Genomic DNA, 24,293 nt, shown 5'->3' with positions numbered 1-24,293 from the left:
ATGAAGATTTTAAGCCTAGAATTTGAAAACCTGAACTCTTTGAAAGGTCGCTGGAAGCTCGACTTTACCCAATCACCGTTTGCAGAAAATGGTCTGTTTGCCATTACAGGTCCAACTGGAGCGGGTAAAACCACCATTCTCGATGCGATCTGTTTAGCGTTATTCCACCGAACGCCGCGTTTGAAGAGTATTGCGAAAGGCAATAATGAACTGATGACGCGCGGTACTGGCGAATGTTTTGCTGAGCTTGAATTTGAAGTTCAAGGTAAAACCTACCGTTCTAACTTTCATCAAAAGCGAGCGCGCGGTAAACACGATGGCGCGTTGCAAACACCGACTTGTGAATTTGCAGATGCCGACACCGATAAAGTCTTAGAAACCATGTTAACCAAGAAGACCAAGCTAGTTGAGCAGGTAACGGGTTTGGACTTTTCACGATTTACTAAATCGATCATGTTGTCTCAAGGCGAATTTGCTGCATTCCTCAATGCCAATGCAAATGATCGCGCCGAGCTGTTAGAAGAGCTAACGGGTACCGAAGTTTATAGCCTAATTTCAGAGCGTATTTACGATCACTTTAAATCGAGTGAAGAAGCACTGAACCACCTGAAAGCGAAAGCCGAGGGTGTGAGCTTATTGTCTGAAGATCAAATCCAAGAACTCACAGCAGAACGTGACACGCTAGAAGCAGAGCAGAAGCGTTTAGCCGAGCAACTCAAAGAGTGGCAAGCCCACCTGAGCTGGTGGAAAGACGTGACCAAAGTGCAACACACGATTGCGACGAGCGAGCACGACTTAAAAACTGCACAGGGTGACTTGCAAGATAACCAAGCATCGTTAGAACGCCTGGCAAACAGCGAACCAGCTGAAAAACTGCGCCCGCTGCATAAAGATTTAAAGCGTTGCGAGCAAGAGGTTATTACCACTCAAGCTAACCTAAATAACAGCACTAAATTACTGGCGGTTCGTGACGTGGAGAAACAAGACGCACAAGCTAAGCTGACTCAAAGCAGTGCCATTGTCGAACAGGTAAAAACCGAACAACAAGATCAAGAAAAGATCATTGAACAGGTTCGTCCGCTAGATAACCAAATCGCGGTGCTTAAAGACAAGCAATCTGCTGCAGTTAAATCAGTGAATGCACTCAATGAACAACACTCGCAGCAGCGAAATCATCAGCTTGTATTAACGCAGCAGATTGATGAGTTGAAACAACAAGAAAAGCGCAGCTCTGATTACTTAACGACACACCAAGCCGACCAACAGTTAGAAAAATACTTAGGTCAGTGGCAAGCCAAAGTCGAACAAGTTCGTGCTTTAGAGCGTCAGCATTCAGAGCAGTTAAACTCGGCTAAGCAAGCTTTGTCGGCGCTTGATGCTCAGCAAGCGGTAATCAAAAGTGCGCAACAAGCCAAAGCAACACAAGATCAAACCTTAGCCGAATTGGTTGTGGCAGAAAACACTACCAAGCAGCAATGGGAAGCCTTACAAGGCAATACCAGCGAACAAGTGTTACATACTCAAAAAGAATTGTTGGAGTTCTGGAATCGCAACACGCACTCGTTACTGGAAATTAACCGTAATTTTTTAAACGCCCAGCAACAGCTTGGGGCTAAAACTCAAGCGCATCAAATTAATACTCAGCAAGCTGACAAGCTATCGAAAGAACGCGAAGTGTTAGTTGAGCGTTACAAAGAGAAAGAGACATCACTTGAACGCCTAACCTTGTTGATTGCGCAAGAGGGAGAGCTGGCGAAATACCGAGCAGCACTGGAATCTGGATCTGAGTGTCCATTGTGTGGTTCAACTGACCATTCGATTGAGCAATCGCAAGACATTGCAAACTTGGTTGCTCAACAAGAGCGTGAAAAGCATGAGTTAGCAATTATCAAGAAAGACGGTCAAGAGCATCGTCAGCAGCTGGATTCTCTTGCTCCTATGATTTCGGCGCTTAACGATGATATTCAACGTGCTCAAGCGGATATTCAACAAGCTCAAATGAACTGGCAAGGTATAGTTGGCAAGCTTCAACAGAGTTTGTCTGATTTCCCTAACACAGCTCCAGAGTTGGCATTGTTAACGGTTAACGACTTAGGTAATGAAGCTGCAGTGACGACGTTTGTTGAGCAATGTGAGCTTCAACTTAATCAAACCTTGCAACAGTTAAAAGCACTCGTCGATGCTAAAACTTTGTTTGCTGAAGCCGAGAAGCAGCGTTTATCAGCGAGTATGACGGCAGAAAAAGCGCAAGCAAACCTAGAACTGGCCGAGCAACGCTTAGCTGATATCAACAAGCAAAACCAAAGTGTAAACGAACAGATAAACCACACGGCTCAACAGAAAGATCAACAATGGAACTCGCTAAGAGAGAGTATTGTTGAAACTTCTATCCAAGCGCCTGAACTTGAACATATTGACGCTTGGTTCACTGAAAAGCTCCAAGCATCAAACACATGGATGGAAACCAAGCAGCAACACGCCGAACTAGAGAAGCAACTGATTATTCAATTTGCTGAGCAAAAAACGTTGGATGACAAGCTAAGCAGTGCGCAGCAAGAGCTGGATATGCTGACAAAAGAGACCGAATCGTTAGCGGCGGAATTGGCTCGCATTAGTGCGGAAAGGGTGCAATTGTTTGGTGATAAAGATATTCAAATTGCCAGTAATGCCATGAAACAAAAAGTGACGGATGCAGTAACGGCATTTGATGCTGCTCAGCTGGTTCTCAATCGCTGTGAACTGGAACATCGAACCGAGCAAACCAAACACACTGGTTTTTCTGATGAATTAGTGAGTAAGCAATCAAGCCACACGCAAGCAACGACTGCTTGGATCGAAGCTTTACAAGCGAGCCCATTCGAAGCTGAAATTGATTTTGAAGCCGCATTGTTAGACGAAGAAGTTCGAACTCAACTGCAAAACCTTAAGAAGTCGTTAGATGAAGCGATTGTTAGTGCGCAAGCAAGGTTAAACACCGCTAAAGCAAGCCAAGTGGAGCTACAAAACCACGACAACGCACACGCATGGCAAGCTCTAGATCAACAGCAAGTTGAAGAAGCGACAACTGAATGCCAAAACGCGCAACAAAGCCATGCGACGAAGATCGGTGCGATTTCTGCCAACCTCGAAACGGATCGTCAGAATCGTAGTAACCAACAAGACTTGTTCAAGCAGATCTCTGAGCAGCAAGTTGAGTTTGATGACATTTCTCGTCTGAACTCTTTAATTGGTTCTAAGAATGGCGACAAATTCCGTAAGTTTGCACAGGGGCTGACTCTGGAAAACTTGGTATATTTGGCGAACAAGCAACTTCAGCGTTTGCACGGTCGTTATGAGCTAAAACGTAAAGCAGACGATGGCTTAGAGCTGCAAGTATTGGATACTTGGCAGGGCGATGTGATGCGAGACACCAAAACTCTATCAGGCGGCGAAAGCTTCTTGGTGAGTTTGGCGTTGGCATTAGCACTTTCTGATCTTGTGAGTTACAAAACCAGTATTGATTCTCTGTTCTTGGATGAAGGCTTTGGCACGCTTGATAGCGACACATTAGACATCGCACTGAACGCGCTCGATAACCTGAATGCGTCTGGCAAGATGATTGGTGTCATCAGTCACGTTGAAGCACTAAAAGAGCGTGTGCCAGTTCAATTGAAAGTGACGAAACACTCTGGTCTTGGTGTCAGTGAGATGGAGAAGCAGTACAAAGTTGTCGCGTGATTTCCATGTGACTGGTGCTTGATATTGGAAGCATAGCCAGTTGAACCGAAATGGATTCAGTTGTGGTAAAAGCAGATCCCCGACTCAGTCGTTCCTCCTTCTCGAGGATGAAAGAGTCGGGAATTGTCATCAATCACTCTGTCGTCACTCCCAACAGTCTGAACGAGTGCAATAGGGAATCTCGCTGTTTAGCATGTAGAGTGGAGAGTGTCTCACACAGAAGGAGTCGGGTATGCATAAGAAACAACACCTCCCAACCAAGACATGTCCCGTTTGCAACAAACCTTTCTCGTGGCGTAAAAAGTGGCAGCGCTGCTGGGATGAAGTCATCTATTGCTCTGAACGGTGTCGTCGTCACAAACCTAAGCCTTCACCAGATCCTTCCGCATAGAATCCAACTTTCGTAACACCAAACTGAAGATCTCCTTTCGTTTCTGTTTCATTTAAAAAGTCTTTAATCGCTTATCCCTTCATTTCTTAAGTTTATATTTCTATCTGTAAGATAAGTAATGTATAAAGGCGGCATGAAGATACCTAAAAGAATACAACCTTTAGTTGACGATGGTTTAGTCGACGAGGTGACAAGCCAACTTATGAGTGGCAAAGAAGCATCGGTGTACATTGTGCGCTGCGGCGATACGATCCGTTGTGCCAAGGTATATAAGGAAATTAGCCAGCGTAGCTTTAAAAAGGCGACTGCATACCGAGAAGGCCGAAAGGTGCGTAATAGCCGCCGAGCGAGAGCGATGGAAAAGGGCTCTGGTTTTGGTCGCGAGCAACAAGAGAAGGTGTGGCAAAGCGCAGAAGTGGATGCTCTGTATAAGCTAGCCGAAGCGGGCGTTCGTGTGCCTGTTCCATATGGTTGTTTTGACGGTGTGTTACTGATGGAGCTGGTTACGGACGACGAAGGTTACGTTGCTCCAAGACTGAACGATGTGGTGATGTCACATGAGCAAGCTATTGAAGATCACGCAGTGATGATGACCTACGTGGTTAAGATGCTGTGTGTCGGTTTGATCCATGGCGACTTGTCTGAATTCAACGTCTTGGTTGATGAATACGGCCCAGTGATTATCGATTTACCACAAGCGGTCGATGCTTCGGCGAATAACAATGCCGAGTGGATGCTGACTCGTGATATCAATAACATTCGTGATTATTACGCACAGTTTGCACCTGAGTTGGCACAAACTGAGTACGCCAAGGAAATGTGGGCGCTCTACGAAAAAGGCGACCTTAAGCCAGACAGCAAGTTAACTGGCGAGTTTACAGAAAGTGATGCTTTGGCAGACATCGACGCGATTATGCATGAGATAGACGCGGCCAGAATTGAAGAGCAACATCGACGTGAACGTGCTAAGGAAGAGAAAGACGGAGTGGACGAGAGCAAGTTTAATTGGGCTGAATCTTAAGCCTTTCGCTATTCTTTGTTTCGAACCATCTCTTTCTAAAACGAATTAACCCAACAGAACAACTGCTCTGTTGGGTTTTCTTTTATTCGTCATTACCAAGTCAGTTGCTCACCATCGTATGCGAAAAAGTGCCCGCTTTGTTCTGGTGTCGCAGTGCGGATGATATCGACCAATTGATGGGCGACATAACTCGATTCAAACAGCTTTCCTTGAGGCACATTATTTTGAAAAGGCTTCGATAGAGCGGTGTCAGTTGTACCAGGGTGCAGCGCTAACACCGTGCCTTTTTTGAGTGTTCGTTGCCATTCAATTGACATGGTTTTTATGAACATGTTCAGTGCCGCTTTGGATGAACGATAGCTGTACCAACCGCCTAACCTGTTATCTGAAATGCTGCCTACTTTAGCTGATACCACAGCAAATTTTGGATTGTCGCTGGCTTTAAGGATTGGAGTGAAGTGCTTAGCCAATAGCAAGCTAGGTAGGGTATTGACGGAGATGTTTTTCAGAAAGAAATCTGGGTCGATAGACGATAGATTCTTTTCTGGCCCTAAGTCTGGCGTATGCAGCATACCGACGCAGTTAATTAACCAATCTAATCTTTCAAATTGAGTGCTGAGCTCTTTTATATCGACTTCGCTAGTCGCATCGACTTGGTGCCAATGTAAACGGTGATCTTCTAGTTCAGGTTGTTGCGAGTGATAAGTGGCGTCGACATGCACATCGAGAAAATCAAAGCGAGACAGCTCAGACAATAGGTGCTTAACCACGGCAAAACCGATGCCGCCGTTACCACCAATAACCAATATGTGTAATCTGAGTTGCTCCACCATTATAAGTCCTCCAAGTTAGTCAGGCGTTGTTCTGCGGTATCGAGTATTGCTTGCTGGTCTTGTTCATCCATGTTGTCCCAAGAGCGATACAGCATCCCCATTCGTGGGTTACGATTTAATGCTTCACGGTGTTGATTCATAAAACGCCAGTACAAGCTATTGAATGGACACGAGTTTTCACCACTGCGTTCTTTAATTTGATAATGACAGCCTTTGCAGTAGTCACTCATGCGATTAATGTACGAACCGCTGGCAGAGTATGGTTTGGTTCCTACGATCCCGCCATCGGCAAACAGTGCCATACCTCGCGTATTTGGCATTTCGACCCATTCAATCGCGTCAACGTAAATGCCAAGGTACCAACTGTCGACTTGGTCGGGCGCAATCCCCGTGATTAAGCAGAAGTTGCCAGTGACCATGAGCCTTTGAATATGATGCGCGTAAGCAAACTCTAATGACTGACCAATCGCGTGCTTCATGCAGTTCATTTTGGTTTGACCATCCCAAAAGTAATGCGGTAATTGGCGGTCGGCGGCATAGTGGTTTTTGTTGGCGTACGCAGGCATGTTCGCCCAATACACCGCACGTATGTATTCACGCCACCCCAGAATTTGACGCACGAAGCCTTCGACTTGTGCAATATCGATAGTTGTAGCGTTTACCTTGGAAGATGCTTGGTAGGCGGAGAGCGCCGCATCGATGACTTCTTTGGGGCTAAGAAGTTTGCTGTTCAACGAGAACGAAATGCGGCTGTGATACAAACTCCATTTCGAGTCGTGTTCTGTGGTCATCGCATCTTGAAAGTGTCCAAATAGCGGCAAACAAACTTGGCAGAAGTGGGCAAGTAGAGACAAGCTTTGCGCCCGATTGACCGGCCATAATAACTGGTTACCCACTTGTCCTATGGTTTCTACTTGATGGCGTTCGATCCTTTCTAAGATAGAGGAGATATCGTTAGCAAACATCAAAGGCTGGGGGAGGTTTTCAATGTCTTGCTTCTTAAGCTTCTTACGGTTGTTTGCGTCGTAGTTCCATTTACCACCGACCGGCTTTCCGTCTTCTAATAGAATGTTGAAACGCTTTCTCATTCGACGATAGAAGTGTTCCATCATGATGTGTTTGTCTTTAGGAAACTGCTGTTCAATTTCGTCAAATGGGAACAGGAAGTGCTCTGTATCGCAGCAACCTTTGATCGCTTTGGTTAGTTTTAGCTGGTTCAACTGTTGTAATAGGCGGTATTCGTCGGGCCTTTGGTATTCGAACTTTTCAGCGTCAAACTCATGTGTGTAGTGCTGTAGCAATGCATCGAGGTTGTTGAATTGTGCCGTGTCATCCAAGGTTAGATGTAACACTTGATGACCACGCTGTGTCAGTTCTTCAGCGAAGTAGCCCATAGCAGAGAAGAACGCAGCGACTTTCTGTACGTGTGACGCGACGTAGTCGGTTTCTTGTTTGAGCTCTGCAACTATGTAGATAACGTCATCGTTAACTTGAGCATACCAAGAGTGCTCGATGTTGAGTTGGTCACCCAAAATAAGGCGCACGGTTTTGTATTTCATATCACTTCCTGAAGGCTAAGTGAGACCGAAGTATCATCTTTGGCTTGCCATTTATTGATAAATGTATGGTTCGGGTCATACATCTCTATCTGTTTAACTAAGTCGAAATGACGTGATTTAGGTTGCGTTTGATTGGCACTGTCTTGCTTGTTGTCCTGACTGTTTGCTTGAGAGTTGAGCGCTCCCGCGATATATGCCCAGTTACCCCAGTTTGATGCCACATCATAGTCGATGAGTTGACTCTCAAAGTAAGCCGCACCATGTCGCCAATCGATCCCTAATTCATAAATCAAACAGCTTGCGACAAGCTGTCTTCCTCGGTTAGACATATAACCTGTGGCATTAAGCTGGCGCATACAGGCATCGACAATTGGGTAGTTGGTGTTGCCACTTTTCCATTTAGCGAAACAGAGGTTAGATGTTGTTGAGGTGTTTTGATTATCGAGTTCATTGCTTGTACCAAACAGTGACGAGCCGAGCGATAAGCCCTTCCAATAGAAGAACTCGCGCCATAACAACTCAAAGTAGATCCAATAAGTTGAGTCGTTTGCTCCATGTTGCGCTTCAAACTGCTTTAAGTGGCGATAGATTGTTTTCGGCGAAACACAGCCAAGTGCTAACCAAGACGAGAATTTGGTTGAGTTTTCAATGCCATCAAACGCATTCCGGGTCTGTTTGTAAGAGCGAGCATAGCTTTGTGAAAAGTAGTGTTTTAAATGCGCCAAACCTGCTGTTTCGCCACCCACATATAGCGTAGAGAGCGGACTCTCAGTCAAAACCTCAGACTCCTCAGATAGAGATGCTGGAGCTGGTGGAAGATGGGAAATGATCGTTTCGCCAATATCAATGTCTATGTGCTCAACTTGCATTCTGAATTTGGTAAACGAACGTGGAAGTTTTGATAACTCAAACGGCAGTTCATCTTGCTCAAACAAGGTGGATTGGTGCGACAAACTCGATATCAAATTTGGGTGTTTGTCTAACAATTCGTTCGTTAAAGATCGTTCGTCGTAACCACAGTGTGCGCTTGCGAAAAAGTGTGTGACGTTTTGTGAAGCAATAACACGACTGAGTGTTTGAATGGTTGTATTAGGCTCCAGTTGGTTCTGACTTAAAAGAATGAGTTTCTGCCCAAGGCCTTCTAAATTCGTTGCAAGAGTGACTATGGATTGTGATACGAAATCACGACGATGGGAACCGTATTCAAGCTCTTGGGCGAAGTCTGCGGAGAATTGAGATAAAGTTGGTTCTACAATCACGCAGATGAGTTCATCGACACTCTGCGTGGCATGATGTAGCAAAAGGTTGTCATTGATTCTTAAGTCATTTGTAAACAGATAGAGGCCAATCTTTTTCATTGCTTACACTCGTTATTTTTTAATTATTAGACGCTTACGAGTTGATAGGCTAACAAGATCACAAATGATTTCAGCGATTGAATGACAGTTAGATTGGGTTTAAGAAGGTGATTTAATAGGGGTAGGATAAGCCAACCAATAATACCGATAGAGGTTGGCAAGACAGGATGTTTATAGGAGTTGTGTTAAAGCCTCTATTCCATAGGAACGACTAGAATATCGATAGGAGAGGTGTCGATGATCTGTTTCGAATGGGAAATAAGCTTATGCCAAAAATCATGGTGGTGACCACACATCAATAGGTCGACGTTGTTTGCTTCGATGGTATTTTTGAGTTTATCGTTCAAATCGCCGGTACCCACGAAGATATGCTTGATAGGGTGCTTTGCATAAGCCTCAAACTCTTTCAGATGATTAACTGCATCTTCATTGATGGGTAAATCACCGTCGTTTTCTTGAATATCAACGAGTTCAGGATAAATTTCACCATGAGTACCGTCGATATAAACAAACGAAATACTCGCATCGAGTTTATCGGCGAAGAAAGCCGCTCTATCAATAAGTACTTTGGTGTCTTCAGATAGTTCAACGGCGACTAGAATATGTCGGTATTCCATAATTTAAGCCTTTTATTGTGGGTTATGTATTAAGCATAGTTTTTGTTGGCGCAAATGATATCGAAGATGTCTCATATTGCGCAAAATCATCATTCAAAGATCTTCTAAGTACCCTCGTATTTATATCGCTTTGATTGATAAGAAATTTACAAAAGGTTGTTATAGTGGTGAGAGCGTTAGCTTATGCTAGGAGACAGGCTCGACAGTTCAACGCGCCATTAACGAAGAGGCATCAATGACAGCATTACTTACCATTCCCACTCGAACACTCGGCTTTGATTACGATATTGAGATCAGTGATTGGTCGCAAAAGCTCGTGGGCTTTCATGTGTTTGAAGATGGTAGACGCCCGCTCGATGGTGGCATTGGGTTAAGTCTCAATCTTGTGGAGCAGTTTGATGTTAATGGTCGCTGGTTAGAATCCTTGCCTGCTCGTTATCGTGAAATCACTGATGACTTTCCCGAGTATCAGTATCAAATGCTATGGTTGGCTGCGAACACCTATGAAGCGGCGCAACTGCTTGAATTAAGGCCGGTTATCTTGGCGCTGATTTGCATGAAATACAGTGTTGATAACCAAAAGGCGCTAGAGCTCAGCCGTTTAGGACAAAAGAAGATCTTAGCCAAGTTGGGCTTAGACAGCAGTAAAGCGACGCTGAAATTTATCGATAAGCTAGAGCTACACTACAACGTTGGTGATGAGCTCGATCACATTGTTCGAATTCTCGAGCCATTACAGAGACGCGTTCTTAAGTTTAAGCACTACTCAAAGGTTGGCTACACAGCGCTGCGTTTAGACCAAGTGCCCCCATTTTTGACAGGCAGTCGACTCGGTATTGCGATGGTTGAAGAGGGCAGGCTCAATGCTCCATCGAAGATGGCGATGTTCCAAGATGCAATTTTGTTAGGGCAGGATTTAGAAATCGATGATCCGCTGCGCTCGATTACCAGTCAAAACTCGTTCGCGATGTTTGAGCAACTGCATGACCGTTGGGCGGAACAGCGTCAACTGCGTCGTTTAGAAGGCAGTCGCCCAGTAGACATGGATATTCCTTATCCTGTGCCTCTGCTTGGTAATGACAACATCCACCCAATTACCGATTACTACGACCTCGAGAAAGAGGGCATCGAGCAAAAACACTGTATAGGGGTGTACCATAATCGAATCATGAGCGACCGTTATGTGGTGTTTAGAGTATTGAAACCTCAGCGTTTGACCATAGGCTTGCGCCGTGTGCCGAGCAAAGTATTTCCGTTTGAAATTGACCAAATCTGTGGCAAAAGAAATGCACCGCCGTCTGAATCTGCTCTGCAAGTTATCCATGATTGGTTAGAAACGAGCAAGCAAAATCTTGTTAGAAATACTGCAACTATTGTCGATAAATCAAACAACTAGACGCTGATTAAAACTATCAATACGATTTATTACAGCAGTTGTTGAGCACAAAGCCTATATTGACTAGAATGACGCACTTTTTTTATTTACGTACATACAGGTAATGAACATGAGCGATACTAATTCAAGACCAGCTTTACCAGATCATCTTGCAGGCAACCCACGCAGCCCACACCACGTGGCTGAGTGTTTCGAATACCCAATCGGCATTCGTCTAAATGGTAAAGAGCGTACTGATGTTGAAGAATACTGCATCAGCGAAGGTTGGGTTAAGATCCCTTCACCTAAAGCGCTAGATCGTCGTGGTCAGCCAATGCTTATTACTCTTAAAGGCACTGTAGAAGCTTACTACATCGAAGACTAATAGATGTAGTAGCTCATTCAGTAGCTGCCAAAAGCAATTTATTGAAGGGTCTAGAGAAATCTAGGCCCTTTTTTAGCTCTGTAATCTACGATATGTCTCCTCCGAAACGATAAACCATGTTCATCTTGCGACAAAAAACGTCTTTCCAAATATGCATTAACAAGAATAACGCGATCAGCTTTGATTGCTTTGTGTTCGATTGCTCATTTTTGTCTATTTTTCATTCGGTTACTGGTTGGTTAAATAATATTCATGTAGTCGAAAATATGAAGCGTAGTCTAATTAAATGAAACTAATTTGCTGTATTTAAAGTAACTAATTGTTAATGGCTATCTCTGTCACAGAAATTAATCCTGAAGCACATACAATCCCTCCTGTTTTCGAATGAGCGTAAATTTTTTCGTTCGAGCATTTTATTCTTCCTTCGCCCAATAATATGAGGTTCCTATGTTTGGAATATTCAAACCTATGGCGCATATCGATCGCTTATCATCAGATAAAGTCGATAGCACCTACACACGATTACGATGGCAGCTGTTTCTTGGTATTTTTGTCGGCTACGCAGGCTATTACTTAGTTCGTAAAAACTTCAGTTTGGCCATGCCTTACCTTATCGAACAGGGGTTTAGCCGAGGTGAGTTAGGGGTTGCGTTAGCAGCTGTTTCTATTGCTTACGGTTTATCTAAGTTCTTAATGGGTAGCGTTTCTGACCGTTCTAACCCTCGTTATTTCCTCAGTGGCGGCTTATTAATGTCGGCGCTTGTGATGTTCTGCTTTGGTTTCATGCCTTGGGCAACGGGCAGCATTACCGCGATGTTTATCCTTCTGTTCTTGAATGGTTGGTTCCAAGGTATGGGATGGCCTGCGTGTGGACGAACCATGGTGCACTGGTGGTCACGCAAAGAGCGTGGCGAGATAGTGTCGGTATGGAACGTTGCTCACAACGTGGGCGGCGGATTGATTGGTCCAATGTTCCTATTGGGTCTGTGGGCTTTCAATGACGATTGGCGAACCGCTTTTTATGTTCCTGCATTTTTTGCCACTCTCGTTGCTATTTTCGTTTGGTTCACTGTAAGAGATACGCCTCAGTCTTGTGGTCTACCGCCGATTGAAGAACACAAAAATGACTACCCAGATGATTACGACAAGTCTCACGAAACAGAGATGACAGCAAAAGAGATCTTCTTTAAGTATGTATTCAATAACAAGCTGTTGTGGTCAATTGCTATCGCGAATGCGTTCGTTTACTTGATTCGTTATGGTGTACTTGACTGGGCTCCGGTTTATCTAAAAGAAGCGAAAGACTTCTCTGTAGATAAATCATCTTGGGCTTACTTCTTATACGAGTGGGCAGGTATTCCGGGTACGTTATTGTGTGGTTGGATCTCAGATAAGCTATTCAAAGGACGCCGTGCGCCTGCAGGTATCTTGTTCATGGTGCTAGTGACTATCGCAGTATTGGTTTACTGGTTTAACCCAGCGGGTAACCCAACGGTTGATATGTTGGCTCTAATTGCGATTGGCTTCCTAATCTATGGCCCTGTAATGCTAATCGGCTTATACGCACTTGAGCTTGCTCCTAAAAAAGCCGCGGGTACAGCGGCAGGCTTAACAGGACTATTCGGTTATTTAGGTGGTGCGGTTGCGGCAAACGCAGTATTAGGCTTTATGGTTGACCATTACGGCTGGGATGGTGGTTTCACTATCTTGGTTGGCGCTTGTATCGCTTCAATCATCTGTTTGGTGTACGCATTTATTGGTGAACGTAAGCATCACAAAGAGAAAAGCCTTGAAGCCATAGCTTAATCTCTCGTTAACTTGATTGTTTGTTAAGTGAGTTTTAACAAACACAACCATACTAATAAATGACAGAGGCAGGGATATCCTGCCTCTTTGTTATCAAGGAATATAACAATGAAAACAACGTCACTGTCCCTAACTTTATTGGCACTGAGCTTATCGGCTAATACACTTGCTGATCCTTTAGTTATTGCTCATCGAGGTGCATCGGGGTACTTACCTGAGCACACACTGCCAGCAAAAGCGCTCGCGTATGCAATGAAACCTGATTACATCGAACAAGATGTCGTAATGACTCAAGACGATCAATTGGTGGTACTTCACGACCATTATCTAGATCGCGTTACCGATGTAGCAGACCGATTTCCAGATCGTGCTCGGGAAGATGGTCGTTACTACGCGATAGATTTTACGCTTGCTGAGATCAAATCATTAAAGGTGACTGAAGGCTTTAACCTTGATGAGCAAGGTAACAGAGTAGCAAGGTAACAGAGTGGCAGGGTATCCAACTCGCTTCCCAATGTGGCAGTCTGATTTCCGCGTTCCAACGTTTGCAGAAGAGATCGAAATGATCCAAGGATTGAATAAGACTCTTGGTTACGACGTAGGTATCTACCCAGAAATCAAAGCGCCTTGGTTCCATCTTCATGAAGGCAAAGACATCTCTAAAGCGGTACTGGCGACCTTGCATCAATATGGTTACTTAACAAAAGACGATAAGGTCTATTTGCAGTGTTTTGACGCTAACGAACTTCAACGCATCAACGATGAACTGATGCCAGCAATGGAAATGGACTTGAAACTCGTTCAGCTCATGGCTTACACCGATTGGAACGAAACCATGACTTACAAGGGCGATAAGGCAACACCTTATAGTTACGATTGGATGTTTGAGAAAGGCGGCATGGCAAAAGTTGCAACCTATGCAGATGGTATTGGCCCGTGGAAACCTATGCTGGTGGACGACGCATCGACCAAAGACAACATCATCGTTAAACCGTTGATGAAATCTGCCAAAGACGCAGGCTTAGACGTTCACCCGTATACGTTCCGTGCTGACCCAGGCAGAATTCCGGGCTATGCCGATAATTTCGATGGCATGTTGGATGTGTTTTACAACCAAGTGAAAGTCGACGGCGTGTTTACCGACTTCCCAGACAAAGCGGTAGAATTCCTTAACCGTTAGGCTTTTCAGCAGTTACAAAATACTCTCTACCAAGAGCTGAAAGCAAAGTTCAGAGACGCTTTTAGCTCTTTCTTCCCGTTACCGTGTCCACTCAAATCCCCATTTTGACATTCGTCAGGTTTACACCGATCTCGCTCCTTGATAGGTTACCAACATCACAGTCCGTCGTTTGCCCAAAGGCTTGTACTCACTGAACCTTATATTGAAATTGGAACCATCATGGAAGAAAGAAGCCAAGCTTATCTCGATAACTACCTAAACTCACTGCCGACAGAAACGGCCAAGAAGCACACATCATTCAGTGCCGACTATTTCTGCGGAGACGAATACAACGCCAATTTGTGCGCACAACTGATATTGAAAGGCGAAAAGCAGGCGTCTTGCAGCCTTGAATATTGGTATAGCCACGAAGATGAAGTGATGCCCATTGTTGGCCACTTGCAAGTTGTTACCGATTGGGACGGTAAGCCTATCTGTATTGTTGAAATCACGTCTGTTTCCTTGTGTCCATACAATGAAGTGACTGCTGAATTTGCTGCCGCAGAAGGTGAGGGTGACAAAACTCTAGCATGGTGGAGAAAAGCGCATTGGAACTTCTTCTCACGTGAATGTGAAGAACTCAAGATCACACCGAGTGAAGACATGATGTTGGTACTTGAGCGTTTCAAAGTGGTTCATCAATAATGAAGTCACCGTGAGTGTCTTGTTGAATTGCAAGGCGTGGCTTTTAGACTGTCGCTTTTGATAATATCTTAGCTTATGAGAAAGAATCATCGATGCAGGAGGCATGATGAACAAAGCTACAAAATCAACAGTTCAAACAAAGCTAACCAAAACCGTCTTATTTGATTGGGGTAACACCTTAATGATCGACTTCCCAGACGCACAAGGGAAAATGTGTGACTGGGAAACCGTACAAGAAGTGAGTGGAGCACAAGCTTTACTCGCTGAATTGTCCAAGCATCACAACATCTACATCGCTACTAATGCGGCCGATTCCAGCAAAACTGACATCATCCGCGCGTTTGAGCGAGTTGGATTGTCCCAATACATTGATGGTTACTTCTGTAAGGCGAGTATTGGCTTATCTAAATACGATTCTGGCTTCTATCCTGCCATTATTGCCAAACTCGACATTGCCCCCCAAGATGTCACTATGATTGGCGATACTCTAGAAAAAGACATTTATCCTGCGTTAGAAGGCGGCTTGCAAGTGGTTTGGCTGAACACGGAAGGAACTGAACTTAAGTCAGGGCATCCCCATATCGTGCACGTTAAATCTCTAAGCGAACTGTCGGAGAAGAACGACTAACTCTCTGATATTCGGCCGAGATCAAGCGCTTGTCTGTTTTGAAGCCAACCTCTCATTTGTTATCTGTTGAATGCTCTAAGCTAAGCCTAGATTTCGATAGAAGGGCTAGGTTATGAGTATTGAACGTCATGGAATATCGGTTGGAATTGAACGTGTTAGCTGCGAAACCATCATCGTGTTTAAAGCGAAAGGAAAGCTAACGCACGACGATTATCAAGCGATGATACCAATTTTAAAAACAACAATAGAAGAGCTCGACTCTTCCGCATTGAAGATACTGGTCGACATCTCAACATTAACCGGTTGGGAGTTGCGCGCCGCATGGGACGATTTCAAACTCGGACTAGAACTCAACTCTAAGATCGACAAGATTGCGATTTGCGGCGATAAAAGTTGGCAAGAGCTGGCATCAAAAGTCGGTAGCTGGTTTGTGTCTGGCGATATTAAGTCATTTGAAGAATACGACTCTGCCATTGAGTGGCTGATTGACTAATGGATTCGCGGCTAAGTTGTTGTCGCTGGTGGTAAGCGGAAGGAACCGCCTTGAAGGCTGTCGTCTATCTATTCTCAAGGCCGTTCCCTAAGTAATTTAATAGAATATGTTTATTGCTACATGTAACATGCGCCTACAGCGATACGATCGCGCTAACTAGAAGAATAACCAAATAACAAGGTCTAAGAACATGAATAAGGTAATTGATAAGCTCGCTTGGACATTCATTAAAGATGGCAAGCTGTTGATGGTGAGATCAAAGGGCAAAGAACTGTTTTACTTACCGGGCGGCAAGCGTGAAGCCGGCGAAAGTGACGAGCAAGCATTGGTTCGTGAAATCAAAGAAGAGATTTCAGTCGATTTAGTACCTGATTCAATCAAATACGTTGAGACGTTTACTGGACAAGCCGATGGCAAAGCGGAAGGTGTATCGGTGCAATTGACTTGCTACGCTGCAGATTACACGGGTGAACTGTCTCCAGATGCTGAAATCGAAGAGCTTAAATTTGTTGATAGCAACGACAGAGCAGTATGTTCATTAGCAGCACTGGTTGCGCTAGATTGGTTAGAAGAGAACCAGTACTTGGCTTAACGGCAGAGCACGATCCTCAAAAGATCCCTATTATGAAAAGCTTGAAGGACGGCTATCTCTCATTAGAAGGTCGAGTTTTCTTTGAGCTTTTTTCGTATCTTGCAGATCCACCACCTCAATCATTTCGCACTCATCCCTCACCATCTCATTGATTAGGCTAGGGTAGTGTCGGCAATCTTCCGGTCGGTCTAAGTAAATACTGCATGTGTATTTGGCTTGGGCATTGGTGTCTTTATTCGGAACGAGCTCTAGAAATGGACAACGAGTTAGGCGCTCACCAGATTCAGGATCAAACCAAATCTCACTACCGCGAACATATTCAAAGATGTCTGGGTTGAACAGCTCCCACAAATCAATCTCTTCTTGAGTTGCGGCAAGGTCACCATCGCCATATTTGATACAGCATTTTCCGCATTGATTACAATCTTTCATTCGTGGCTTCTTAGTTAACTTACTCTTCTAATATTATCACTGATACGATGCGGCACGTTGATTTTGTTGCTCAGAGCTCAAAAAGAGGGAGAGGAACAAACAATCATTCGCAAAGTGAACCGCCGACGCACAGCAAACAGTGATACAATTTCTCTTCGTAAGTTATTAATACAAAGGCTCCAAATGAGAACGATCTACACCACTGAAGGCGATATCAACGCAAAGAAACAGAAAGACGCTTATCCAAAACTGGCGTTATGTGAAAACTGCGTGTGTGATTATGTGGTGATTGAGCAAGGTGAGCGCACTTACAAGCCTTGTGCTAAATGTGGTGCCGACGATTAATGCGCCTTGATAAATACCTTTGTAAAAGCACAGATCTCACTAAGCCAGAAGCGATTGAAAGAATCCATAATGGTGACGTAAGTGTAAACGGTGAAGTCGTGCTTAATGAATCCATTCAGGTTCATGAAAGTAACACCATCCTGCTTAATGGCGACGTGTTAACGCTACGCGCATTTCGATACATTTTAATGCACAAGCCAGCAGGTACTATCTGTTCCAATATCGATGAAGTGTACCCATCGCTTTTCAATCATCTTGAGGTGGATAAAGCCTCTGAGCTGCACATCGCAGGGCGGTTAGACGCCGATACTACAGGCTTAGTGCTGATCACTGATGATGGACGTTGGTCTTTCAATATCACACTGCCAACTAAGTCGTGTAAAAAGGTGTATCGTGTGACATTGTCACGTGACATCAAAGACGATGTCGCAGATAAGTTCGAAGCGGGGGTTCAACTGCAAGGTGAGAAGAATCCCACGCGCCCCGCAGAACTAGAAGTGATAAGCCCCAAAGAAGTACTTCTGACCATCACAGAAGGTAAGTTCCATCAAGTTAAGCGAATGTTCGCTGCGGTTGGAAACCGAGTGGTAGGGCTGCACAGAGAGCAAATAGGCGAAGTCAGTTTAGATGTCGAAGAAGGCCAGTGGCGCTATCTCACCGAAGATGAAGTTAGCTCTTTCAGCCAGTAACCTAAAACAAATTAAAACATAAAGCCTAGCGATGCTTCTGGGCTTTAAAACAGAAGGAATTGTTTATCATGGAAAACGTCAAAGTCACTGAAATAAAGTCGTTCGTACCCGCGAAAGACTTCGGCTTATCAAAGCGTTTTTATCAAACTCTAGGCTTTCAAATCATGTCGGAGTTCCATGATATCGCTTATTTTCGTCACGGCGATTATGCATTCCTTTTACAAGATTTTTACGAACCTGCGCACTGTCACAATTACATGATGCACTTGCTGGTGGAAGACGTAAAAAGTTGGTATCAACACGTGCAAAACTCTAATGTAATGACGGAATTTGAAGTAACCGTTACTGAGGTTGTCGAACAACCTTGGGGAATGCTTGAGTTTTGTATCACTGACCCAAGTGGCGTGCTATGGCGTGTTGCCGAGAACATCAGGCCACGTTAGCCCGTAAACTTGTTTTAAGGCCAGTGAAACGCTTCAAATTATCCATATATCGCTTAATTTATACCGCTCTCGGTAATTATCAAATAGGTTAAAACATGGATATAAAGGCTAAAATGCACAACCAAGACGTTTATTATTGTGATGACGTTGATCTGGTCGCCGAGCAAACACAATGCTTAGAAGTGCTTTACGATTTCAACCACACTCGCCCGAGTGAAGGTGACAAACGCCAACAAATCATGAAGCGACTGTTCGCAGATGTCGGCGAGGGTTGTTACATCGAGCCACCACTTCATGCCAACTGGGGTCGTCACACTCACCTAGGTAATAACGTATACGTAAACTTCAACCTGACGCTTGTTGACGACACCGACGTATTCATCGGTGATAACGTAATGATTGCACCTAACGTAACCATCGCGACAGGCACACCTCCCATCAGTCCAGAACTTAGGCTCAAGGCCGCGCAATTCAACGTTCCTGTCCGTATCGGTAACAATGTATGGCTTGGCGCACACACCGTTGTTTTACCGGGTGTCACCATAGGTGAAAACTCGGTTATCGGAGCGGGTAGTATAGTCACCAAAGATATCCCAGCCAATGTGGTTGCCGTCGGTAACCCGTGCAAAGTGGTACGAGAAATCAATGAACGCGACCGAGAGTATTACCACAAAGATCGCCGCATTCCAGACGAGCTTAAATAAGCTATCCTGACCAGATTCTTAATGTGGGAGTTTGGTCATACTAGACAGAAATATTCTGTATTTTCACTAGGGTGTGTTGATCTTTGCTGTACATTTTATGTTCAACAATACATCGGTAGCCACATTAACATGAATGCCAGCGATAACATGCTGGCATAATCCCTTTCTAGCTTGTCATATCTACTTGAAATAGCTCGATAATGCTTAATTCTCCCAAAGGCATTTTCGACCAAGTGACGATACTTGTATAGACACCAATCCATACTGTCTTTGTCTATATCTTGTTCGTAATTGCGTTGAGCAATTACCGTTTCTCCGCCACGTTCCTTAACAAAGGTACGGAAAGGTTCGCTGTCATACCCTTTATCACAAACGATGGTATTAACTTCATCGAGTTGCTCTACTAAGCTTTCTGCATGCACTATATCGTGGCGTTGTCCTTCTGATAAATCAAAGCAAATCGGAAGGCCACCACTATCCACAGCTAAGTGAATTTTAGTTGAGTTGCCCCCGCGACTTTTTCCTATTTGCTCTGAGCTTTCAGTCGCTGCACCTGTACTATGCTGATGTGCTCGAACTATAGAACCATCAAGAAAGACCCATTCAAAATCAGCCATGCTAGATAAGCTTTTGAAAAGCTTATCTAAAACCCCTTTCTTTGACCAAAGATTAAATCGTCTGTAAACGGTACTCCACTCTCCGAACTCAGAGGGTAGATCTCGCCAAGGAATACCTGTTCTCATTCGATAAAGTATCCCTTCAAATGTCATTCGATGTTCAATTTTATCGTAAATACGACCTGTACTTTTCATAACTTGGAGTAACAGTTCCCAGCGAATATCAGTTAACANCGTATTTACGATAAAATTGAACATCGAATGACATTTGAAGGGATACTTTATCGAATGAGAACAGGTATTCCTTGGCGAGATCTACCCTCTGAGTTCGGAGAGTGGAGTACCGTTTACAGACGATTTAATCTTTGGTCAAAGAAAGGGGTTTTAGATAAGCTTTTGAAAAGCTTATCTAAAACCCCTTTCTTTGACCAAAGATTAAATCGTCTGTAAACGGTACTCCACTCTCCGAACTCAGAGGGTAGATCTCGCCAAGGAATACCTGTTCTCATTCGATAAAGTATCCCTTCAAATGTCATTCGATGTTCAATTTTATCGTAAATACGACCTGTACTTTTCATAACTTGGAGTAACAGTTCCCAGCGAATATCAGTTAACATTGTTCTTGGCATGGTATTGGTTATGGTTTTACTTTTACTTTTGGCGAAGCAAATTATAACTCTTTACCATGCTGTTCAAAAAACACTCTCGAAAGATCAACATGCCCTAGTCATTTGTTACGAAAAAACATTAACTCTGGGATAGGGAGCCAATGGAATACAAACTCGCATAATAATCGCTGTCCTGAATCGGGCATTGTACTCACACTAAAATTTAGCCATAGGAGCATGGGAATGCTGTTTGACCGAAAATCTGAGCCTTCAGTTGATGGCGCTAAATTATGCTCTGAGCTGACCGATTTCTTAACCGAAATTGCAAGCGAGTTTGAAAGTAAACTTGTTCCGGATTTGTCGTATATCGATGAAATGGCACATGTCGTTAACGGCATTAATATCAAAAACGTGGTTCATGTGAGCGCGAATCAATACCGACTTGAGTATTCATTTGATTGGGAGCTTTTTCTAGGTTGTTCAGATAGGAATGAAACCGGTGTGGAAAATGGGCGTGTGCTATTTACACTGGAAGACAATAACGTCCTCAAGTTTAATTTTCCTGACCATAGCTCTCGCGATACACGTGACGAGTTTTAATCTCGCCGGTTAGATTTTGGCTTACTAATCAACTCTCATTGGATTACGGGGCATCAGCAATAACACCGTTTCTTAATCATGGACAACCAGATAGATAAAAAGGAATAACGATGATAACTATCGAAAGGCTTAACGACTCTCAGGTAGCGTCAGTTCGCGATATTCAGTTGGCGGATGACCAAGTGAAATTTGCGGGAACAGCAGCCGAGTTTTTGCTAGATGGTAGCGACACCACACATTTGCATGTCATCAAGTCTGATAATAACGTTGTTGGTTTCTTTAAACTCGATATCGCTTACGCTACTCACTATGATTTCTGTCCAGAGGGAAGCCTTGGGTTGAGAGCATTTGTCCTTGATAAAAACCAACAAGGTAAGGGGCTCGGCACTGGAACAGTAAGAGCTCTGTTTCCGTACCTTAAAGCAAATTACGAAAAGTATGATTGGGTTTACTTAACGGTCAATTGCAAGAATCCCGCAGCATTTAACTGTTATAAAAAAGGTGGCTTTGAAGATACCAATGCTCAATATTTGGGTGGGGCTGCTGGTCCACAATTCATAATGCGTGGTGCAATTAAAACCGTCTGACATAGAGAATTAGAAGGAAAATCGATGAAAGTTCAATACCTTGAGATTGTAACCCCTGATGTAGATGCAGTTTGCGCTACATATTCTCAAATTTATAACGTCAAGTTCAGTGATGCCGATATGAACCTTGGAGGCGCTCGCACTGCCAAATTGTCTAACGGTGGCGTTATTGGTATCAGAGGGCTACTTCGTGAAACAGAAGAGCCTGTTGTACGCCATTACACGTTAGTTGAAGATATTCAATCAGCGGTAAATGCAGCAGAGACACTCGGTGCTGTAGTTGCAGTACCACCAATGGAGTTACCACGTCACGGAATATGTACCATTGTCATTCAAAGTGGTGTTGAACTCGGTTTTTGGCAACTGTAAATGAAAGGGGCTTGTAAGCCTTAACCTTAATCCTAGTAATACGTACTTTTAGGAACGCCATGGAAGTCAGAAAGTATCAACCCAAGTACTTAGCTGCTTTGCGGGTACTCTATCTAGAATCAAGACAGAACACCTTTCATTGGGCCGATGCCAACGATTTTAAGTTGTCTGATTTTGACCAAGACACACAAGGTGAGCAAATGTGGATGGCTGTTTCTGGTGAAAAGGTCTTAGGCTTTGTCTCCGTTTGGGAGCCTGAGAGCTTCATCCATCATCTCTATGTTTGCCCCCAAACGTTACGTTCTGGTATGGGCTCTGCTTTACTCAATACGTGCAAAGAGCATTACTCCGTTCTGAAATTGAAGTGTTTAACTTCAAATGAAAACGCCATTGGCTTTTATCACTCGCAAGGTTTTGTAATCTCGTCCACTAAGGGAGAGGGTTTAGAGCGTTATCACTTAATGACGTACCGCCCCCAAACATCGTAACCAATGTAATCAAGTCGGAAGTTTAAAGAGCGAATATGGAAATTAGAAAGATTTCAGCGACAGAGGTGCTTCCGGTTAGGCATCAGGTGTTATGGCCTGATAAACCAATGTCGTTTTGTATGGTGCCAGGTGACGAACAAGCTACACATTATGGTGCGTTTGTCGGCGAGTTATTAGTTTGTGTTGCATCCGTTTATGTCGAAAGCGACGAAGCAAGGCTGCGCAAGTTCGCTACGTTGCCCGAATTTCAAGGGCAGGGTATTGGATCTAAAGTGATCGCACACACCATCAAAGACCTGCAAGCGTTCAATGTGAGTTACTTTTGGTGTGACGCTCGAACCTCTGCTTTAGGTTTTTATCAAAGGTTTGGGATGGCGGTTGAGGGAAGTGAATTCGAAAAATCGGGTGTCTCTTATTACAAAATGGCGGTTCAATGGGGTTAATGGCTCTGGCTGATTACGCTGACCATTTACCTATCTAAGCTCATCAACTCAAGTTAAGTTAAGGAAGATCATCGTGGAAGAGATTAAAGGAATTCTTCAATTCATGGTTGAAATCGAAAAGCTAAAGGATGTTCATCGACAAACAAAACCGGTTGGATTGGATCGATATGAAAATTCGGCTGAGCACAGTTGGCTCGTCTGTTTAAGCGCGCTTATGTTGAAAGACTATGCCAACGAAGAAATCGATATTGCACGAGTGATGAAGATGCTTCTGATTCATGACCTAGGGGAAATCGACGCAGGCGACACGATCATTTACGCCAGTGAGACCGAAGAAAATAAACTCAAAGAGAGAAACTGCGTTGAGCGCTTGCTTAAGTCATTGCCAAGCCATTTAAGAACAGAGTATTTAGAACTATGGCTTGAATTCGAAGTGGGAGAGTCACCAGAAGCTCGATTTGGTAAAGCGATTGATAGAGTGCCCCCTTTACTTCATAACATCCATGGTGGTGGTCATAGCTGGAAGAAGCACAACATATCCAAAGATAAAGTAATGACTTTTAATGGTGAACGCATTTCTAAAGGCAGTCGTGATCTATGGAAAGAACTAGAAGCGCAACTTGAAGATGCCACAGACAAAGGGCTATTAAAATAAAATCTAATTTAATACCTTAGCGGTTCAATGATAGAGATCTCGATGACAACTGATTCAAGATGCATGGCACTTACCTTGTGTCTCAATTCTTTCTAATAAAACTCTAATGGACAACAATAAGTTCGAGAACCGAGTGAGAAGTTGTTAGTATGCATCAACTTTATACATGTTAGCTGGCTTATATAAATGCTTGATAATAAATATATTAAACACCCTTATCATTGTGAACAGTGTAACGCAATTACTCCGCACCTTGCTGTTAACGCTTCCGATGCTGAATCTGAAAAGAAACAATGGAAGTTAGGCGTGTTGATGGAGTACTTGATGACGTTATTGTTTAAAGGTGACCATAATGTTCCCGGTTTTTATGTCGACAGTGATTACGAATACCAATGTGAAAAATGTGGGACCAAGTCGTGGCATTAACTAGGGCGTGTTGATCTTTGCTGTACATTTCGTGTTCAACAATACATCGGTAGCCACATTAACATGAATGCCAGCGATAACATGCTGGCATAATTCCTTTCTAGCTTGTCATATCTACTTGAAATAGCTCGATAATGCTTAATTCTCCCAAAGGCATTTTCGACCAAGTGACGATACTTGTATAGACACCAATCCATACTGTCTTTGTCTATATCTTGTCCATAATTGCGTTTGGCAATTACCGTTTC

Annotated in this window: 28 protein-coding genes and 3 pseudogenes; 23 read left to right on the top strand and 8 right to left on the bottom strand. The window is 43.8% G+C overall.

From position 1 onward, the window contains the following. From L1D22_RS08370 to L1D22_RS08360, 3 genes are all read left to right on the top strand, one after another. Entirely contained in the window at window positions 1-3,717 is a 3,717-nt protein-coding gene (locus L1D22_RS08370) for an AAA family ATPase (protein ID WP_239829396.1), read from the top strand. A 232-nt stretch (window positions 3,718-3,949) separates the two neighbouring features. Beyond that, the gene (locus L1D22_RS08365; RefSeq protein WP_239829395.1) at window positions 3,950-4,108 is read left to right on the top strand and encodes a DUF2256 domain-containing protein; all 159 of its coding nucleotides are present in this window, start codon (window positions 3,950-3,952) and stop codon (window positions 4,106-4,108) included. Between the two features lie 133 nt (window positions 4,109-4,241). After that, window positions 4,242-5,129, top strand: coding sequence for a PA4780 family RIO1-like protein kinase (locus tag L1D22_RS08360; RefSeq protein ID WP_345772804.1), 888 nt, complete (start codon window positions 4,242-4,244; stop codon window positions 5,127-5,129). A gap of 92 nt (window positions 5,130-5,221) precedes the next feature. Here the strand turns inward: L1D22_RS08360 and L1D22_RS08355 are convergent, their stop codons facing one another. The 4 genes from L1D22_RS08355 to L1D22_RS08340 all read right to left on the bottom strand — a co-directional run bounded on the left by L1D22_RS08355 (window position 5,222) and on the right by L1D22_RS08340 (window position 9,496). Then, window positions 5,222-5,962 (bottom strand): SDR family oxidoreductase, encoded by a 741-nt coding sequence (locus L1D22_RS08355; RefSeq protein ID WP_239829393.1) that lies wholly within the window; start codon window positions 5,960-5,962, stop codon window positions 5,222-5,224. After that, window positions 5,962-7,521, bottom strand: coding sequence for a cryptochrome/photolyase family protein (locus L1D22_RS08350; RefSeq protein WP_239829392.1), 1,560 nt, complete (start codon window positions 7,519-7,521; stop codon window positions 5,962-5,964). The genes L1D22_RS08355 and L1D22_RS08350 overlap by 1 nt, the downstream gene beginning before the upstream one ends. Beyond that, entirely contained in the window at window positions 7,518-8,879 is a 1,362-nt protein-coding gene (locus L1D22_RS08345; protein ID WP_239829391.1) for a DASH family cryptochrome, read from the bottom strand. Before L1D22_RS08345 ends, L1D22_RS08350 begins: the two co-directional genes overlap by 4 nt. 194 nt (window positions 8,880-9,073) lie before the next feature. Further along, window positions 9,074-9,496, bottom strand: a complete 423-nt coding sequence (locus L1D22_RS08340) for a universal stress protein (protein ID WP_239829390.1) — start codon at window positions 9,494-9,496, stop codon at window positions 9,074-9,076. A gap of 235 nt (window positions 9,497-9,731) precedes the next feature. Between L1D22_RS08340 and L1D22_RS08335 the strand changes: the two genes are divergently transcribed. The 8 genes and pseudogenes from L1D22_RS08335 to L1D22_RS08300 all read left to right on the top strand — a co-directional run bounded on the left by L1D22_RS08335 (window position 9,732) and on the right by L1D22_RS08300 (window position 16,639). Beyond that, complete coding sequence (locus L1D22_RS08335) at window positions 9,732-10,892, top strand: PcfJ domain-containing protein (RefSeq protein ID WP_239829389.1); 1,161 nt, start codon at window positions 9,732-9,734, stop codon at window positions 10,890-10,892. Window positions 10,893-11,001: 109 nt separating this feature from the next. Then, window positions 11,002-11,256: a DUF3297 family protein gene (locus tag L1D22_RS08330; RefSeq protein WP_239829388.1), complete on the top strand. Its 255-nt coding sequence runs from the start codon at window positions 11,002-11,004 to the stop codon at window positions 11,254-11,256. Window positions 11,257-11,703: 447 nt separating this feature from the next. Next, complete coding sequence (gene glpT / locus L1D22_RS08325; RefSeq protein ID WP_239829387.1) at window positions 11,704-13,062, top strand: glycerol-3-phosphate transporter; 1,359 nt, start codon at window positions 11,704-11,706, stop codon at window positions 13,060-13,062. A 108-nt stretch (window positions 13,063-13,170) separates the two neighbouring features. Continuing rightward, window positions 13,171-14,242: pseudogene (gene glpQ, locus L1D22_RS08320) on the top strand (glycerophosphodiester phosphodiesterase). 219 nt (window positions 14,243-14,461) lie between these two features. Beyond that, on the top strand, window positions 14,462-14,926 hold the full coding sequence (locus L1D22_RS08315) for an ASCH domain-containing protein (RefSeq protein WP_239829386.1): 465 nt from the start codon (window positions 14,462-14,464) through the stop codon (window positions 14,924-14,926). Between the two features lie 106 nt (window positions 14,927-15,032). Beyond that, window positions 15,033-15,554: an HAD family hydrolase gene (locus L1D22_RS08310; protein ID WP_239829385.1), complete on the top strand. Its 522-nt coding sequence runs from the start codon at window positions 15,033-15,035 to the stop codon at window positions 15,552-15,554. Between the two features lie 112 nt (window positions 15,555-15,666). After that, complete coding sequence (locus tag L1D22_RS08305) at window positions 15,667-16,047, top strand: STAS/SEC14 domain-containing protein (RefSeq protein WP_239829384.1); 381 nt, start codon at window positions 15,667-15,669, stop codon at window positions 16,045-16,047. Window positions 16,048-16,237: 190 nt separating this feature from the next. Then, window positions 16,238-16,639 carry an NUDIX domain-containing protein gene (locus L1D22_RS08300; protein WP_239829383.1) on the top strand — a complete coding sequence of 134 codons (402 nt, stop codon included), beginning with the start codon at window positions 16,238-16,240 and terminating at the stop codon, window positions 16,637-16,639. Between the two features lie 30 nt (window positions 16,640-16,669). On the opposite strand, the gene L1D22_RS08295 is transcribed toward L1D22_RS08300, so the two are convergent. Continuing rightward, complete coding sequence (locus tag L1D22_RS08295; RefSeq protein WP_239829382.1) at window positions 16,670-17,071, bottom strand: YkgJ family cysteine cluster protein; 402 nt, start codon at window positions 17,069-17,071, stop codon at window positions 16,670-16,672. A 183-nt stretch (window positions 17,072-17,254) separates the two neighbouring features. Here L1D22_RS08295 and L1D22_RS08290 point away from each other — a divergent pair, with 183 nt between their 5' ends. The 4 genes from L1D22_RS08290 to L1D22_RS08275 all read left to right on the top strand — a co-directional run bounded on the left by L1D22_RS08290 (window position 17,255) and on the right by L1D22_RS08275 (window position 19,252). Next, the gene (locus L1D22_RS08290) at window positions 17,255-17,416 is read left to right on the top strand and encodes a hypothetical protein (RefSeq protein WP_239829381.1); all 162 of its coding nucleotides are present in this window, start codon (window positions 17,255-17,257) and stop codon (window positions 17,414-17,416) included. Next, window positions 17,398-18,105 (top strand): pseudouridine synthase, encoded by a 708-nt coding sequence (locus L1D22_RS08285; protein WP_239829380.1) that lies wholly within the window; start codon window positions 17,398-17,400, stop codon window positions 18,103-18,105. The genes L1D22_RS08290 and L1D22_RS08285 overlap by 19 nt, the downstream gene beginning before the upstream one ends. Window positions 18,106-18,173: 68 nt before the next feature. Further along, window positions 18,174-18,548 (top strand): VOC family protein, encoded by a 375-nt coding sequence (locus L1D22_RS08280; RefSeq protein WP_239829379.1) that lies wholly within the window; start codon window positions 18,174-18,176, stop codon window positions 18,546-18,548. Window positions 18,549-18,643: 95 nt separating this feature from the next. After that, window positions 18,644-19,252 (top strand): sugar O-acetyltransferase, encoded by a 609-nt coding sequence (locus L1D22_RS08275; protein WP_239829378.1) that lies wholly within the window; start codon window positions 18,644-18,646, stop codon window positions 19,250-19,252. A gap of 101 nt (window positions 19,253-19,353) precedes the next feature. Here the strand turns inward: L1D22_RS08275 and L1D22_RS08270 are convergent, their stop codons facing one another. Then, a complete protein-coding gene (locus L1D22_RS08270) occupies window positions 19,354-20,127 on the bottom strand; it encodes an IS5 family transposase (protein ID WP_239829377.1) in 774 nt (257 codons plus the stop codon). Here L1D22_RS08270 and L1D22_RS08265 point away from each other — a divergent pair. Further along, window positions 20,107-20,271 (top strand): annotated as a pseudogene (locus L1D22_RS08265) (transposase); the annotation flags it as partial. The gene L1D22_RS08270 and the pseudogene L1D22_RS08265 sit on opposite strands and share 21 nt — an antisense overlap. Here the strand turns inward: L1D22_RS08265 and L1D22_RS08260 are convergent. Continuing rightward, window positions 20,256-20,498: pseudogene (locus tag L1D22_RS08260) on the bottom strand (transposase); the annotation flags it as partial. The pseudogenes L1D22_RS08265 and L1D22_RS08260 sit on opposite strands and share 16 nt — an antisense overlap. A 222-nt stretch (window positions 20,499-20,720) precedes the next feature. Here L1D22_RS08260 and L1D22_RS08255 point away from each other — a divergent pair. The 7 genes from L1D22_RS08255 (at window position 20,721) to L1D22_RS08225 (ending at window position 24,045) form a co-directional block, all read left to right on the top strand. Continuing rightward, the gene (locus tag L1D22_RS08255; RefSeq protein WP_239829376.1) at window positions 20,721-21,077 is read left to right on the top strand and encodes a hypothetical protein; all 357 of its coding nucleotides are present in this window, start codon (window positions 20,721-20,723) and stop codon (window positions 21,075-21,077) included. A gap of 110 nt (window positions 21,078-21,187) precedes the next feature. Continuing rightward, on the top strand, window positions 21,188-21,664 hold the full coding sequence (locus L1D22_RS08250) for a GNAT family N-acetyltransferase (RefSeq protein WP_239829375.1): 477 nt from the start codon (window positions 21,188-21,190) through the stop codon (window positions 21,662-21,664). A gap of 24 nt (window positions 21,665-21,688) precedes the next feature. After that, a complete protein-coding gene (locus L1D22_RS08245; RefSeq protein WP_239829374.1) occupies window positions 21,689-22,033 on the top strand; it encodes a hydroxylase in 345 nt (114 codons plus the stop codon). A gap of 59 nt (window positions 22,034-22,092) precedes the next feature. Then, window positions 22,093-22,521, top strand: coding sequence for a GNAT family N-acetyltransferase (locus tag L1D22_RS08240; RefSeq protein ID WP_239829373.1), 429 nt, complete (start codon window positions 22,093-22,095; stop codon window positions 22,519-22,521). 35 nt (window positions 22,522-22,556) lie between these two features. After that, window positions 22,557-22,964, top strand: coding sequence for a GNAT family N-acetyltransferase (locus L1D22_RS08235; RefSeq protein ID WP_239829372.1), 408 nt, complete (start codon window positions 22,557-22,559; stop codon window positions 22,962-22,964). A gap of 73 nt (window positions 22,965-23,037) precedes the next feature. Further along, window positions 23,038-23,619, top strand: a complete 582-nt coding sequence (locus L1D22_RS08230; RefSeq protein ID WP_239829371.1) for an HD domain-containing protein — start codon at window positions 23,038-23,040, stop codon at window positions 23,617-23,619. A gap of 186 nt (window positions 23,620-23,805) precedes the next feature. Then, complete coding sequence (locus L1D22_RS08225) at window positions 23,806-24,045, top strand: hypothetical protein (protein ID WP_239829370.1); 240 nt, start codon at window positions 23,806-23,808, stop codon at window positions 24,043-24,045. Window positions 24,046-24,080: 35 nt separating this feature from the next. On the opposite strand, the gene L1D22_RS08220 is transcribed toward L1D22_RS08225, so the two are convergent. Further along, on the bottom strand, window positions 24,081-24,293 hold a 213-nt coding region (locus L1D22_RS08220), incomplete at its 5' end, for a transposase (RefSeq protein ID WP_157933609.1).

Source organism: Vibrio sp. Isolate34 (genome assembly GCF_022397915.1).
Taxonomy (GTDB): Bacteria; Pseudomonadota; Gammaproteobacteria; order Enterobacterales; family Vibrionaceae; genus Vibrio.
Note: the sequence above shows the minus strand (reverse complement) of the source record. Positions and strands in the feature narration are given on the sequence as shown.

Bases quoted from the DNA above. Each gene is read 5' to 3' on its own strand.
- L1D22_RS08235 (WP_239829372.1), top strand. From the start codon at position 22,557: ATGGAAATTAGAAAGATTTCAGCGACAGAGGTGCTTCCGGTTAGGCAT.
- L1D22_RS08275 (WP_239829378.1), top strand. From the start codon at position 18,644: ATGGATATAAAGGCTAAAATGCACAACCAAGACGTTTATTATTGTGAT.
- L1D22_RS08345 (WP_239829391.1), bottom strand. From the start codon at position 8,879: ATGAAAAAGATTGGCCTCTATCTGTTTACAAATGACTTAAGAATCAAT.
- glpT (WP_239829387.1), top strand. From the start codon at position 11,704: ATGTTTGGAATATTCAAACCTATGGCGCATATCGATCGCTTATCATCA.
- L1D22_RS08300 (WP_239829383.1), top strand. From the start codon at position 16,238: ATGAATAAGGTAATTGATAAGCTCGCTTGGACATTCATTAAAGATGGC.
- L1D22_RS08305 (WP_239829384.1), top strand. From the start codon at position 15,667: ATGAGTATTGAACGTCATGGAATATCGGTTGGAATTGAACGTGTTAGC.
- L1D22_RS08330 (WP_239829388.1), top strand. From the start codon at position 11,002: ATGAGCGATACTAATTCAAGACCAGCTTTACCAGATCATCTTGCAGGC.
- L1D22_RS08245 (WP_239829374.1), top strand. From the start codon at position 21,689: ATGAAAGTTCAATACCTTGAGATTGTAACCCCTGATGTAGATGCAGTT.
- L1D22_RS08365 (WP_239829395.1), top strand. From the start codon at position 3,950: ATGCATAAGAAACAACACCTCCCAACCAAGACATGTCCCGTTTGCAAC.
- L1D22_RS08315 (WP_239829386.1), top strand. From the start codon at position 14,462: ATGGAAGAAAGAAGCCAAGCTTATCTCGATAACTACCTAAACTCACTG.
- L1D22_RS08285 (WP_239829380.1), top strand. From the start codon at position 17,398: ATGTGGTGCCGACGATTAATGCGCCTTGATAAATACCTTTGTAAAAGC.
- L1D22_RS08360 (WP_345772804.1), top strand. From the start codon at position 4,242: ATGAAGATACCTAAAAGAATACAACCTTTAGTTGACGATGGTTTAGTC.
- L1D22_RS08335 (WP_239829389.1), top strand. From the start codon at position 9,732: ATGACAGCATTACTTACCATTCCCACTCGAACACTCGGCTTTGATTAC.
- L1D22_RS08240 (WP_239829373.1), top strand. From the start codon at position 22,093: ATGGAAGTCAGAAAGTATCAACCCAAGTACTTAGCTGCTTTGCGGGTA.
- L1D22_RS08350 (WP_239829392.1), bottom strand. From the start codon at position 7,521: ATGAAATACAAAACCGTGCGCCTTATTTTGGGTGACCAACTCAACATC.
- L1D22_RS08310 (WP_239829385.1), top strand. From the start codon at position 15,033: ATGAACAAAGCTACAAAATCAACAGTTCAAACAAAGCTAACCAAAACC.
- L1D22_RS08250 (WP_239829375.1), top strand. From the start codon at position 21,188: ATGATAACTATCGAAAGGCTTAACGACTCTCAGGTAGCGTCAGTTCGC.
- L1D22_RS08255 (WP_239829376.1), top strand. From the start codon at position 20,721: ATGCTGTTTGACCGAAAATCTGAGCCTTCAGTTGATGGCGCTAAATTA.
- L1D22_RS08355 (WP_239829393.1), bottom strand. From the start codon at position 5,962: ATGGTGGAGCAACTCAGATTACACATATTGGTTATTGGTGGTAACGGC.
- L1D22_RS08290 (WP_239829381.1), top strand. From the start codon at position 17,255: ATGAGAACGATCTACACCACTGAAGGCGATATCAACGCAAAGAAACAG.
- L1D22_RS08295 (WP_239829382.1), bottom strand. From the start codon at position 17,071: ATGAAAGATTGTAATCAATGCGGAAAATGCTGTATCAAATATGGCGAT.
- L1D22_RS08280 (WP_239829379.1), top strand. From the start codon at position 18,174: ATGGAAAACGTCAAAGTCACTGAAATAAAGTCGTTCGTACCCGCGAAA.
- L1D22_RS08340 (WP_239829390.1), bottom strand. From the start codon at position 9,496: ATGGAATACCGACATATTCTAGTCGCCGTTGAACTATCTGAAGACACC.
- L1D22_RS08225 (WP_239829370.1), top strand. From the start codon at position 23,806: ATGCTTGATAATAAATATATTAAACACCCTTATCATTGTGAACAGTGT.
- L1D22_RS08370 (WP_239829396.1), top strand. From the start codon at position 1: ATGAAGATTTTAAGCCTAGAATTTGAAAACCTGAACTCTTTGAAAGGT.